Source organism: Parabacteroides sp. AF21-43 (genome assembly GCF_003635435.1).
GTDB lineage: Bacteria > Bacteroidota > Bacteroidia > Bacteroidales > Tannerellaceae > Parabacteroides > Parabacteroides distasonis.
In genome coordinates, this window is sequence record NZ_QTMG01000006.1 from 53,879 (window position 1) to 67,683 (window position 13,805).

At 52.1% G+C, this 13,805-nt stretch carries 9 protein-coding genes; 4 read left to right on the forward strand and 5 right to left on the reverse strand.

What is annotated here, in order from left to right; all coding sequences use genetic code 11:
- Nucleotides 1-36: 36 nt before the first annotated feature.
- A complete protein-coding gene (locus tag DWX84_RS06315; RefSeq protein WP_121960734.1) occupies nt 37-3,117 on the reverse strand; it encodes an efflux RND transporter permease subunit in 3,081 nt (1,026 codons plus the stop codon).
- Nucleotides 3,114-4,145 (reverse strand): efflux RND transporter periplasmic adaptor subunit, encoded by a 1,032-nt coding sequence (locus DWX84_RS06320; RefSeq protein ID WP_008779760.1) that lies wholly within the window; start codon nt 4,143-4,145, stop codon nt 3,114-3,116. The genes DWX84_RS06315 and DWX84_RS06320 overlap by 4 nt, the downstream gene beginning before the upstream one ends.
- Nucleotides 4,146-4,290: 145 nt before the next feature.
- Between DWX84_RS06320 and DWX84_RS06325 the strand changes: the two genes are divergently transcribed.
- The 3 genes from DWX84_RS06325 to DWX84_RS06335 are packed head-to-tail and all read left to right on the forward strand — an operon-like array spanning nt 4,291 to nt 5,946.
- Nucleotides 4,291-5,169 carry an AraC family transcriptional regulator gene (locus DWX84_RS06325; protein WP_005862798.1) on the forward strand — a complete coding sequence of 293 codons (879 nt, stop codon included), beginning with the start codon at nt 4,291-4,293 and terminating at the stop codon, nt 5,167-5,169.
- Between the two features lie 58 nt (nt 5,170-5,227).
- On the forward strand, nt 5,228-5,542 hold the full coding sequence (locus tag DWX84_RS06330; protein WP_005862799.1) for a nucleotidyltransferase domain-containing protein: 315 nt from the start codon (nt 5,228-5,230) through the stop codon (nt 5,540-5,542).
- Nucleotides 5,539-5,946 (forward strand): HEPN domain-containing protein, encoded by a 408-nt coding sequence (locus DWX84_RS06335; RefSeq protein ID WP_005862800.1) that lies wholly within the window; start codon nt 5,539-5,541, stop codon nt 5,944-5,946. The genes DWX84_RS06330 and DWX84_RS06335 overlap by 4 nt, the downstream gene beginning before the upstream one ends.
- Nucleotides 5,947-5,959: 13 nt before the next feature.
- Here the strand turns inward: DWX84_RS06335 and DWX84_RS06340 are convergent, their stop codons facing one another.
- Together DWX84_RS06340 and hypD are read right to left on the reverse strand one after the other, a co-directional pair.
- The gene (locus DWX84_RS06340) at nt 5,960-6,865 is read right to left on the reverse strand and encodes a glycyl-radical enzyme activating protein (protein WP_121960735.1); all 906 of its coding nucleotides are present in this window, start codon (nt 6,863-6,865) and stop codon (nt 5,960-5,962) included.
- 3 nt (nt 6,866-6,868) lie between these two features.
- Complete coding sequence (hypD, locus tag DWX84_RS06345; protein WP_121960853.1) at nt 6,869-9,301, reverse strand: trans-4-hydroxy-L-proline dehydratase; 2,433 nt, start codon at nt 9,299-9,301, stop codon at nt 6,869-6,871.
- Nucleotides 9,302-9,646: 345 nt separating this feature from the next.
- Between hypD and DWX84_RS06350 the strand changes: the two genes are divergently transcribed.
- The gene (locus DWX84_RS06350) at nt 9,647-12,094 is read left to right on the forward strand and encodes an ABC transporter permease (RefSeq protein ID WP_121960736.1); all 2,448 of its coding nucleotides are present in this window, start codon (nt 9,647-9,649) and stop codon (nt 12,092-12,094) included.
- Nucleotides 12,095-12,168: 74 nt separating this feature from the next.
- Here the strand turns inward: DWX84_RS06350 and xylE are convergent, their stop codons facing one another.
- On the reverse strand, nt 12,169-13,716 hold the full coding sequence (gene xylE / locus DWX84_RS06355; RefSeq protein ID WP_121960737.1) for a D-xylose transporter XylE: 1,548 nt from the start codon (nt 13,714-13,716) through the stop codon (nt 12,169-12,171).
- Nucleotides 13,717-13,805 lie beyond the last annotated feature (89 nt).

A 13,805-nucleotide genomic window follows, 5' to 3' on the forward strand; every position in this document is an offset into this window, starting at 1 on the left:
ATTCCTATATTATATCCTAATCCACATCCGTATCATTCATTTATTCCCGAATATCTTCCAATAGAAAACAGGCAGGATGATGACCGCCAAGATCATCGAGAAGACCGTTCCCGAGCAGATCACCACACCCATCGGCATCCAAAGGGAACTGCCGCTGATGATCATGGGAACCACGCCCACGGCCGTTGTAGCCGAGGTCAGGAAGATCGGGAGCATGCGTCGCCGGCCGGCGTCGAAGGCGGCATCCCTCGGGCTATAATGCTTATGAAGCCGCAAGTCTTGCGCATGCTCGAATATCAAGATAGCGTTTCGCACCACGATACCAATCAAGCTGATAACGCCCAAGACGCACGTCAAGCTGAAATCGATATGGAACGCCCACAAGCCCAGCGCCGCCCCGAACAAGGTGAGCAGCAACGAGGACAGGGCCGCCAACGCCAAGCCGATCTTCTTGAAATTGACCAACAGGAAGAAGAAAACAATGATCACGGCGATCGCCAAGCCCTGCATCAGCGGGTTCATCGTCTCGAAATCCAGCTCCTTGGCTCCACCGTACTCGTACGTCACGCCCTCGGGCAAGGTCGGGATAATACGGCTTTCCATGACTCGCTCGATCCGTTTCTGCATAGCGTTCTGGTTGGTCCCCCGGGTTACCTCGGCGAAGACGCTCAAGGTACGCACGCCGTTGCGACGGACGATCTGCCCCTCATTCCAGCCTCCCTCGATCGTGGAGACTTGCCGGAGCGGGACGCTCACGCCGGGGACGATGGTGGGAAGATACTGGTCGCCGACCTTATCGAACGCGTCACCCTCCCCTTTCTTATCGGATCTCAGCTGGATCGGCAAAGCGTAATCGCCTTCCCAGAGGGAGCCAACCGAGAGGCCGTCGTAACGGATCGCCAGATCGGCCGAGGCCATCGCCTTCGTGATCCCGAGGCGGGAGGCTTCCACTGGGTCCAATCGAACCCGTACGTCGGGTAAGGCCTCCTCATAATTGGTGTGTACCCAGACCAAGCCGTCCATCTCACGCAACACGGCCATCAAGGAATCCCCGGCCTGCTTCAACCGGGCGATATCGTCTCCCATGAAACGGACCTCTAAAGGAGAGGATACGTTTTGGTAATCCAGTTGCTTGAACTTCACGTAAGCGTCGGGGAAATAATCGGCGTAGCGGTCCGTATAATCATCCAACACGCTACGGGTGGCCTCTACCGAGGCGGTGTTGACAATGAACTGGGCGTAATTCTTCCCGGCCAAGTTCGGGGCGTAGGTAGCTTGGAAACGGGGCGAGGAAGTTCCGATAAAGGAGGTGACGGACAGGATGCGCTCATCTTCCGACAACAGCTTATAGAGACTATCGCTCACGGCGGCGGTACGGTCCAGCGAGGTTCCCTGCGGGAGATAGATCTCGACGGCGAACTGATCCCGGTCGGCTATCGGCATCATACGCTGGCTCAGTTGAGTGATCATCAGGATCGCCAAGGCAACCGTCAGGATGCCTAGACCGATCGTGGCTTTCGGGAAACGGAAAGTCCACGTCAGCGCCCTCGTATAGACGGCCTGTACGGTATCCAGCAGATTGAACCTCTTCTTTCCCTTATTCTCCCGCCCGGACTTCAATCCCTTCTTGATCAAGACCCGCTCCAGCAGCGGGATAAAGACCATCGCCACCGCCAGCGACACCATGAGGGAGATGGAAAGCGTCCAAGGGAAGAAGGTCACGAAATCCAACATCTGCCCCGTCATCGTGAAAAGCAACGGGAAAAAGATCACGCAAATACACAGCGTAGCCAACAAAATCGAGCTGAAATAGTTCTTGGCGCTATAGACGGCGGCGTACCAACGGGAATAGCCCTTGTCCAGATATTCCAGATAGGCGTCTATCACGATGATGGAGTTATCCACGATCATGCCCAATACCACGATCAAGGCGGCCAGCGTCACCGTATTCAGCGGGATGCCGCAAGCGTACATGACACCGATCGAGATAAAGACACTGATCGGGATGGAAGTAGCCGCAACCAATGCCGAGCGGAAAGGGAAGAGTACCATCATCACCAAGATCACGACCACGATGGACACAAACAAATCCCGCACGAAGGAACTTACCGAGTCTCCCACCACCTTCGGCTGGTCGGCGATCCGGCGGATCGAGACACTCTCGGGAAGATCCCGCTCGAAAGCGTGCAATACCTCGTCTACCTCCTTTCCGTATCGTACGATATTATGGCCCTCACGCATCTCCATGGAAAGGATGATCGCTTTCTTGCCGTTGTTCGTTATATAGCTATCCGGCTCGGGATATTCCCGCACGATACGGGCCACGTCTTTCAAGCGGATCATATGCCCGTCGGCATCGGCCAGCAGGATCTGCTCGCCTACCTCCCGCTCCGAGGGATAGGTCACGGAAAGGTGGATGGGAATGTCCAAGCCGCCATTCTCCAAGGAGCCGGAGGCGGTGGTAAAGCCTTGGGTGAACAAGGTTGTCATCAGCATACGGGTATCTAGGCCGTAAGCGGCTAGCTTGTCTGGATCCAAGTAGACCGAGATCTGCTCGTTTTGTACCCCGTAACGGCGCAGGTTGGATACGGACTCGATCCGGCGCAGGCGGTCTTCCAGCGTCTCCATGTATCGCTGCAATTCCCGGTAGGTCTTGTCTTCCGATTCCAAGGTGATCAATAAGGCGGAAGTATCGCCGAAATCATCATTCGCGATGACGGCGAGTACGCCCGAGGGCAGTTGCGACTTGAAGTTCTGCAAGCCGAGCTTGATCTTCGACCAGACCTCGTCTTTATTGTTCACGTCGTCGTTCAGCTCCACCATCACGTACACCATTCCATCCCTTGACATGGAGTACGTCTTTTTCTTCTTTACCTCCTTGAAGGTAAACAGGTATCTCTCCAAAGGCTTGGCCAACTGCTCCTCCACCTCTCCGGAAGTCGCCCCGGGGTAAACACCCACGACCACGCCTTGGCGGATGGTGAACTCCGGGAATTCCTGTTTCGGCATGTCCACCAAACCCCAAATACCCAACCCGACCAGCACGGTAATCACCAGCAACGTGATCTGGTAATGACGCATGGTCCATTCGATCACTCCGTTTTTACGTTCTCTCATAACGCACGCACTCTCATGCCCTCACTGATTTTCTGGTAACCGCCTATCACGACGATATCCCCCTCGTTCAACCCTTCCAGAATAAACAAGCCCTGCTCCGTCAAGTCGCCCGTCCGTACGGGCGTAGCTTTCGCCTCTCCGTCTACGACCTTCCAGACGAAACGCCCCCCGTCGTTCGCTATCAGCACGGCGTTGTTCGGCAAGGCGATAGCCGGCACGGATTCCTCTCCCGACAGGCGTACATCGCAAACCATGCCGGGCAACAAAGCGCCGGACGGGTTCTCCAGCCGGATCTTCGCCTCGTAAGTATGGGAGATAGGGTTGGCCACGATACCTTTCTCCGTCACTTTCCCCTCAAAACATTGTCCGCCCAGAGCGGCTACCTTTATCATAGCGGCTTGATCGCCGAGCGTGGCGACCTCATTCTCCGGAACGGCGATCTTCACGTTTACCGTCTCTATCCTTAACAAGGAGAAAACCGGTTGCCCGGGCTGCACGTTCTCTCCCGCCTCAACCATGCGCTTGCCGATAACGCCGCCGAACGGGGCATACAGGTTCCGGTCCTCAAGGTTTTTCCTCGAGATTCGCTCCATGGAACGGGCCTGTTCCAATTTGCTCTCCACCTCTACCCATTTCATATCCGGCAGGCTCTTATTCTCGTGCAAGGTTCTCATGCGGGCATAGGCGTCCTCCGCTTGTCGCAAGGAAGCGGCCGAGGCGTTATAGGCGTTTTCCAGCGTCGCCTTGTCTAACACCGCTAGTAGTTGGCCCTCACGGACCTTCTGCCCCTCGCCCACCAATACTCGCTCTACATTACCCATCACCTGAAAACTAATCGAGGAGGATACGACCTCCTCTACCGTTCCCACGTAATTCCTTGTATCCGCCGGAACGGTCTTCGCTACCTTCACGATCTCCACCGGGATCTCTTTGCTATCCCGTCCCTCTTTTTGACTGCCCGAGCATCCGGACATCACGAACACGACGGATAATAATCCTCCATAAACAATGCCTTTCATCCTTTTCATATCCTATGATTTATTATACCGCGAAGATGATGAGTTTATCCACTCCAAAGAAGTTCCGTTTTGCAACCAAATTGTCCTATTTGACACATTTCAATTGGATTATTCTATTATTTCACTAATTTTATCGCCCAAACAAGAATAAATTATGAACGTAACAGATCTACCTCAAGCTTGTATCTCTCTTATCGAGAACGTACCCGGCATAGACTTTATCGACGAGGATTTCGCCATATTCGATAACATCGACGATATTCCCTCGCTCGACCATCCGATGCGAATAGACGCCGTCGTATTCGCGCTTTGTACGAAAGGCTTCATGCGTATACGGATCAATATGGAGGAATATGTCGTAGGGGAAAACCATCTCGTATTGTCCTTGCCTGATCAGATCATCCAACACGTGGAACGTAGCGAGGACGTGGCCGGGATCTTCATCGTCATCTCCAAGAATTTCATGGAGGAGATCATTCCTCATATACAGAATACCTTGCCGGCGTTCTTCTACATCAAGGAGCATCCGGTCACTGAGTTGAATGCCGAGGAGATAGGTTGTATCAAGGAATATCATTCTTTTCTCTGGAAGAAAGTGAAAGCGAAAGGGCATCCTTACCGGAAAGAGATTGCCCAGAGCTTATTGTTGGCGGTATTCCACGAGGTTTACGGCATGTTTAAGAATCATATGCCGATCGAGGTGAAGAAGAGCCGGCAAGAGGAGTTGTTCGCGGCGTTCATACAAACGCTCGCCTTACATCATAAGCAGGAACGATCGGTAGCTTTCTACGCCGGGAAATTATGTGTGACTCCCAAATATTTATCTCTTTTGGTAAAGAACGTCAGCAACCGTACGGCCGGGGAATGGATCGATAATTACGTTGTCTTGGAGGCGAAGGCGTTATTATCCTCCTCCACCCTTTCCATCCAAGAGATATCAGACCGGCTAAACTTCGCCAACCAATCCTTCTTCGGTAAATACTTCAAGCAACACGTCGGGATATCGCCTACGGAGTATCGGAAGAAATGGTAATAATCAGAAAAATAATTATCTTTGTCTCACGACAGAAGTCATTTAATGAAAAGATAAAATGAAACGAACAGAAATTATAGATCAGATAAAAGATATCATGCGCCGGATAGCTCCCACGGCACAAACTATCTTATTCGGTTCGGAAGCACGTGGAGACGCTCGGATTGATAGCGATATCGACTTACTCATCTTGATAGACGGAGAGAAAATGACTTTGGAACGAGAGGAAGAAATTACTTTACCCTTGTATGAGCTGGAACTAAAGACTGGCGTAAATATCAGCCCCATCGTCATGTTAAGAAAACTCTGGGAAAACCGTCCCTTTAAAACTCCTTTCTATATTAATGTTATAAACGAAGGTATTATATTATGAAAGAGATCCTAGATGAAGAAAGTAAGAACGCATTGATTAACTATCGAATCCAACGTGCTTATGAGACATTGAAAGAAGCTCAAGTGATGATGCGTGAGTCTTTCTATAATGCTGCTGTTAATCGCCTCTATTATGCATGCTATTACGCAGCGGTTTCCCTGCTATTAAAATATGATCACCAACCACAAACACATAATGGAGTTAAGACTATGCTTGGATTACATTTTATCTCTACCGGAAAGCTTCCTATAAAAATCGGGAAAATATTCTCGACTTTATTTGAGAAAAGACATAGTGGAGATTATGACGATTTTGTTTATTGTGATAAGGAAATGTTGGATAACTTATATCCGCAAGCCGAATTATTCATTCATACAATCAACCAATTATTGAAAGAAGAATAGTTCCCAAAGAGAACTATCCTCCGATCAACGCAGTTATCCCGCAAGAGGCGAATTGATCGATACACCTTTGCAGGACTGCTTCGGAAGGGGTGGATAGCGGAAGGTGCCCGGGATTGTAGAGGGTTCCTCGCTTATCGTGCTTACCTTTTCCGATGTCGTGGTACGGGAGGAGATTAACGACTTTCCGCTCCCACGGCAAGGAGGCTAGGAAGGTGGCAGAACGGGATATATTTTCCTCGTCCGCATTGACGCCCTCGATCAACGGGATACGGATGAGGAAGTCTATGCCGGCCTCGGCGATCATCCGAAGATTGGAGAGGATACGCTCGTTCGGGACACCCGTGAAACGACGATGGCTACCGGAATCCATATGCTTTAAATCCACCAGAAAAAGATCCGTGCGCTCCATTACGCTCCGGACGGTATCCGGCGAGGCGAACAAGGTCGTATCCACCGCACGATGGATTCCCAACGCTCCGCAACGATCCAGCAGGGCAACCAAATCCGATGGATGCGACAACGGCTCTCCCCCGCAGAAGGTAACGCCTCCCTCGGAGCGATCCATAAAGACCGTCTCTTTCTCGATCTCACGCATGACCTCGTCGATAGAATACTCACGGCCGGACATCTCCATCGCCAAGGTGGGACAAACCTCGGCGCATCTACCGCATGTCCGGCACAGAGAGCGATCCGTGACGATGCCCGCTTGCGTCAAGGTCAACGCCCCGACGGGGCAGGCATTCACGCAGGTCCCGCAACCTATGCACTTCTTTCTCGTATACAGCTTCTCCGCCCGGGGCGAGATGCCTTCCGGGTTATGGCACCATACGCAGGCAAGCGGGCATCCTTTCATGAAGATCGTGACACGAATGCCCGGCCCGTCGTTTATGGCGTATCGTTTGATATCGAATAACAGCATGGCCTAGAAAGTCTCTTGCTCCGTACGTGCGATCACGTCCGCTTGCAAATCGGCGTTCATATCGTTGAAATAGTCGCTATAGCCCGCTACACGGACCAGCAGATCCCGGTAGTCCTCCGGACACTTCTGGGCGGCGTAAAGCGTTTCCGTATCCACGATATTGAATTGGATATGATGGCCACCCAAGGCAAAGTAGCTACGGATCAAGGAGGCCAGCTTCGAGATATCCTCCTCCCTCTGGAGCAGGCTGGGCAGGAAGCGTTGGTTCAGCAGCGTGCCGCCGCTCTTCACCTGATCCAGCTTGCCGAGGGACTTGACAACGGCGGACGGCCCGTGGGTATCGGCTCCGTGCGAGGGCGAGGTACCGTCGGAGATGGCGCGCCCGGCCAAGCGGCCGTTCGGGGTGGCTCCCATCACCTTGCCGAAGTAGACGTGGCAAGTGGTGGATAACATATTCAAATGGAAACACTCCCCTTTCGTATTCGGCTTGCCCTCGATCGCGTCATATAAATCGTCGAAGACACGGACGGCGATCTGGTCGGCGTACGGATCATCGTTGCCAAAGAAAGGCGTACGGTTCAGGATCATTTGGCGCATTGGCTCATGTCCCTCGAAATTATCCGCCATCGCATCCAACAAGGCCTGCATCGTGAAGGTCTTATCCTCGAAGACGTGTTTCCGTAAAGCGGAAAGGCTATCGGTTATCGTGCCTAATCCGGTACACTGGATATAAGTGGTGTTGTAACGAGGCCCGCAATTGTAGTAATCCTTACCCTTCGCGATACAATCGTCGATGAACAGGGAGAGGAACGTGGCGGGGGCGTACTTGGCGAACATGCGGTCGATATAGTTGCTGACCCGCACCTTCATGTCCACGAAATAATGGATCTGGCGCATGAATGCCGCGTAAAGCTCCTCATACGTCCGGAAACCACGGGGATCGCCGGTCTCCAGACCGACCTTGCGACCGCTTACCGGATCTACGCCGTTATGCAGCGTCACCTCCAATATCTTCGGCACGTTCAGATAACCGGTCAACACGTACGCCTCCTTCCCGAAAGCGCCCACCTCGATGCAACCGCTGCAACCTCCCTCGCGGGCGTCACGCAGCGACTTGCCTTGCCGCATCAACTCCTGCACGTACACATCCGGGTTGAATACCGACGGGTAGCCATGGCCTTGGCGGATCACCTTGCACCCGGCACGAAGGAAACGCTCCGGCGTACGGGCACTGACGTGGATGGCGCTGCCGGGCTGGAGGATATGCAGCTCCTCGATCGTCTCCAACATGATATAGGAGACCTCGCTTACGCCATCGCTACCGTCCGCCCGGATGCCGCCGATGTTCAGGTTCGTGAAATCGTTATAGGTTCCGCTCTCCTTCGCCGTGATACCCACTTTCGGCGGGGCGGTATGATTGTTTACCTTGATGAAGAAGCAAGACATCAACTCTTTCGCCTCGTCACGGGTCAAGGTTCCGGCGGCGATTTCTTTCTCGTAGAAAGGCGCCAGATGCTGGTCGAAATGACCGGGGTTCATGGCATCCCAACCATTCAGCTCCGTGATCGTACCGAGGTGGACAAACCAGTACATCTGGATCGCTTCCCAATAGGTACGGGGAGCGTGGGCGGGAACCCGGCGGCATACCTCGGCGATCTTCCTCAGCTCGGCGGCACGGCGGGGATCTTTCTCGGTGAGAGACATCTCGTCAGCCAAGTCCGCGTGTCGCTCGGCCAGCAGGATAGCGGCGTCGCAGGAGATAGACATGGCCGTCAGTTCCTCCTGCTTGTCCGTGGCCTCGGGGTCGTTCATGAAATCCAAGGCGCTTAGTTCCCCCTCGATACGTTTCTTCAAGTCCAGCAGGCCATATTGGTAGACCTTGCCGTCCAAAGCGGTATGCCCGGGGGCACGTTGCTCCATGAACTCGGTGAACATACCCACCTCGTACGCCTCTTTCCATTCCTTGGGGACGTGGCTGAAGATGCGTTCCCGCTGGGTACGGCCTTTCCAGTACGGGATCACCTCCCGCTCGTAGGTATCGATATCTTCTTGACTGATGGTGTAACGTTGCAGCTCCCGGGTATTCAATATATGCAAGTCCTCCACGCTATGGCAGGTAAGTTCCGGGAAGGTAGGCACGGCTTTGGGGCGGGGCCCCCGCTCGCCAACGATCAACTCGTCCTCGCCGATATAGATCGTCTTCCGCTTGCAGATCTCAAGGAAGTTCAGGGCACGCAGGATAGGGATCGGATACTTCCCGTAATTCTCCTGATAGAAACGGGTCTCGATCAAGGCCCGCTCGATGGAGAGGGAAGGTTGGGCCTCGAAGGTCTGCCGGCGCAGACGTTTGATACGGTCGTTCATCCCGAAATTGTTCGCTCCTACGGAAGAGACGGTATCATGTACGCATGAATGTGTGTGATGGGTTGTATTCATAAAATTATATGTTTTATCGTAGAGGTAGGATCTATCCGCCCTCATCAAGGTTATTTTTTATTGTTACACAGGACGGGCATCCCCGCCCCCATGAGTTTATATAGGGAGAGTATCTGCTAGAGATAAAACATCAGGCAGTTGAAAAGCATCCGATAGCCTTTGTGTAACATAGCGCTTGTTTCTTTTTGAAGTATGATGGCAAAAATAAGGAAATTATTGATAATATCACAATTCATCAACAGAAAGTAACCGTTTGTCAAAAAAATAACACAGGAACGTAAATAAAGGAATAGCTTTGCTTTGTATTTCCAGATCAAAGGGTTTAAAATTAAAAGAACTTATACCATGCAAAGTACATTCAAGAACCTGCTTTATGTCTTGAGACATTATAAATTAGCGACGGTCACTAATCTTTTAGGACTTAGCTTCGCTTTCCTGTTATTCATGCTGATAAGCATACATGTCGGTCATGAATATAGCTTCGACGCTTCCCTCTTGAACAGGGAAAGGATTTTTCAGTTAGAAAACAAGCGGGATGACGGGATATGGGAGGCTAATTTCGCACGTCCACAACTCGAGCGTTTCATCGCCGCCTCCCCTTATATAGAAGCGGCCGCTATCACAAACAACCTTGTTTACTCCTCCGTACGTTTTGGGATATCAGCCAGTGAAGGGCCCGACGCACGGAGCTATATGGAGCAGGTGGAACGGATCACCCCGGGATATACTAAGATCTTTGGCTTCGAGCTGGTGGCCGGCGATACGGATTGCCTGAAACGTCCGGAAGGGACGCTGATCCCGGAGAGCATGGCCCGGAAACTCTTCGGCGAGGAAAATCCTATCGGGAAGCCGGTTTATCTGTCGGAGTTCGCCGGGGCCGAAGGCTCGATTATATATGGGCTTAGTTTTGAGCCGGCATATATCGTGGGAGGCGTCTTTCGCGATTTCCCGGAAAACACCCGGGTGAAGAATGCCCTGTATATCCCGATCATGGAGAAAGAGATGATGGAAAACTGGCATACCGGCCTTTACTATTGTTATCTGCTGATGTCGACACCGGAATCCGCCTCTGTCACTACCGAGACCTATATGGCCGATAGCCGGGCTTTCCTGAAAAGTTTCACGATCGAGGATATGCGCCTCCGGCCCTTGTCTGATCTCTATTTCGGCCAGCCGGTCCGAGCGGACGCCGCTCCCATCGGTAATAAGCTACGGACGAATATGTTATTCTTTATCGCCATCCTGATCATAGGTATCGCCTTGGTCAATTATATCAACCTGTCGATAGCCTTGGCACCGATACGTACCAAGTCGATCACCATCCAGAAAGTGCTGGGAAGCTCGGACACCACGCTACGGAAGTATCTGGTCTTGGAGTCCTTGGGAATCTCGGTTGTCGCCTTCTTCCTCGCCTTGCTTTTCCTGTTATTTTTGAATAACGTGCAATGGGTCACGAATATGGTGGGGCATCCGTTGGATCTGTATGCCAACTGGAAGATTCCGGCGTACACATTCTTCCTTGTCGCAGGCGGCGGTATACTGGCCGGTTTGTATCCTGCTTTCTATATTACCTCGTTTCCTCCTGTCATGGCGCTGAACAAGTCTTTTACCCTTAGCGACCGGGCCAAGAACACTCGCAAGTTACTTATAGGGTTCCAGTTCGTTATCTCGATCACGCTGATTGTCGGAGCGTTGTTCGTCTCCTTGCAAAACAGATATATAGGGAACGTGGACTTGGGATTTAACAAAGAAAACGTACTGGAGGTAAGACTAAGCATGGGGGCGGCCTTGAAAAAGGGCGAATTGTTCAAGGCACGTCTCTTGGAAAGCCCCGCTATCCGTGATGTTTCCTTTAGCGAGTTCAAATTTGTCTCGGACGAATCACGTTCTTTCATCGGGTATAATTACAAAGGCCAACATTATTATATGAGCTGGCTGGGAGTATCCGCCAATTTCCCGGAGCTAATGGATGTAAAGATGATCGCCGGAAGGAAGTTCCGGCCGACGGATGAGGCGGCGGATAACACGCAGGTCGTTTGCCTCCTTAGCGAGACGGCAGCGAGGGAGATCGCCTCGGGTCTTTCCCCCGAGAAACTGGACGACCTATCGGACTTGGTAGGGACAAGCATCACGGATAATGATATACCGGTACGGATTGTCGGTATCTTTGAGGATGTCCATTATGAATCCCTGTATAAAGAGTTACGCCCGATGGGACTTTGGACCTCGGCTAAGAATCATTACCGCCGTTCGGTGCCGGAAAGATACGCTTATGTCAAGATCGCCGGCGGAAATCCCCGGACGGCTATCGAGCATATCCGGAAGGTAACGGATGAATTGATCCCGGGTTATCCGGCCGATATCCATTTCTTTGATACGGCGCTGGAGGAGCTTTACAGTAAAAGTGGGCGGCAGGGAGCGCTGATTACCGCCCTTTGCCTGATGGCCGTCTTTTTATCCCTCGTGGGAGTATTCGGACTGGTTATCTTTGAGCTACAGGGACGGGAAAAGGAGATAGCCGTGCGGAAAGTACATGGGTCCACGGTCCGGCAGATCCTTTGGATGCTGAACTCGTCTTTCCTCCGGATCACGCTCGTCTGTTTTATTATCTCGATCCCGCTTGCTTATTACGGGGTGAATGTTTGGCTACGAAGCTTCGCTTATAAAACGCCGATCTACATATGGGTATTTTTAGTGGCTTTGGTAATCATAATGACACTGACCGTATCTACGGCTACTTTCCAGAGCTATCGGGCGGCGATGGCGAATCCGGCGTCTAAATTGGGGCATTAAGGTTCATTACGAAAAAAGGACGGGTAGATTGATCCGTCCTTTTTTACTCATATATTATCTTGTCTCAGGTTTGGTTACCGTTTCCAATAACCTTCCATCTCCTCCAGCGTCTTTCCTTTCGTCTCGGGGACAAATTTCCAGATGAACAACGCCGCCAATATACCCATCACGCCATAGATCCAATAGGCCATACCGTGATTGAACGTATCGGTCAAGTATTGATTCTTATCCAGCATTGGGAATGTCCATGATACCAAGAAGTTGGCAATCCATTGCGCCGCTACGGCGATACTCATCACCGTGGAGCGAATCGAGTTCGGGAAGATCTCGGCCAGCAGCACCCAGCAGACCGGGCCCCACGACATAGCGAATCCCGCCGTATAAACCAGCATGCAGACCAATGATCCCATACCCACCGAATGGGTATAGAAAGTAGTTCCCAAGATCAACATAGATACCGCCATGACGAGCGCCCCGATAATCATCAACGGGCGGCGTCCGAACTTATCCACCGTGAAAATAGCCAATACGGTAAACGACAGGTTCACCGCCCCTACCACGATCTGTTGCAAAAGGGCGGCGTCCGTGGCCGCTCCCATCGTCTTGAAGATCTCCGGGGCATAGTAAAGCACCACGTTGATCCCCACGAATTGCTGGAAACCGGAGAGCAGCACGCCCACCAAGATGATCAGCACGCCAAACGACCGGATCGGGAACAGCAAGGCGATACAGAAACTAGCCAACAAGGCGATCTCCAACGCATTCGTATTACCTGCCCACGACAACAACCCGTAGCCGGCCAAGAACAGCGCCAGCCAAGTCCCCATAAACCGGAAGTAAGGCTTCATCGACGGAGCTTTCTCCTTGAAACTATTCCGTATGTCCTCCAGCTCACGGCCAGCGTCCGCCCGATCCATCAAATGGCTCAAAACGCCTAACGCCTGCTCCGTACGCCCACGCATCACGAGGTAACGAGGCGTCTCCGGCACGAACATCAAGAACGAGAGGAACAATACCGCCGGAATAATCTCAGAAGCGAACATCCAACGCCAGCCGATCGTATTCAGCCAAGCAGCATCTCCTTGAAGGGCGATCGTATAATTCACGAAATATACCACCAGCATACCAAAGATAATGGCAAACTGGTTCCATGCCACCAGATTCCCCCGGCGATCGGCCGGAGCCACCTCGGCGATATACATCGGCGATACCATGGAGGCCAGCCCCACGCCAATACCTCCCAGAATACGATAAGCCACGAACGCATACATAAACGTATGATCGCCACTTCCGGGCATGCCGATAAACAGCTCCGGCCAAGCCGAGCCGATAGCGGAAAGCAAGAAAAGGATAGCGGCCAGTATCAACGTAGGCTTCCTGCCGTAACGCTGGCTGATCCACCCGGCGAACGAGGCGCCGAGGATACATCCGATCAACGCACTACTTACCACGAACCCCTCCAAGGCGTTGGCTTGATCCAACGGAAGCCCTTGCGGCTCGATGAAGAACTTACGCAAAGACTCTACCGTACCGGAGATCACCGCCGTGTCATACCCAAACAGCAGACCTCCCAAGGTAGCGACCAAGGTAAGAGCGAAAATATAAGTGTTGTTATTTTTCATGGAATAGATTTATTAATTAAAAACTGAGAATTGAGAGCTGAAAACTAGGGCTTACGCACGATAATTTTCAATTCCCAATTCTCGATCTT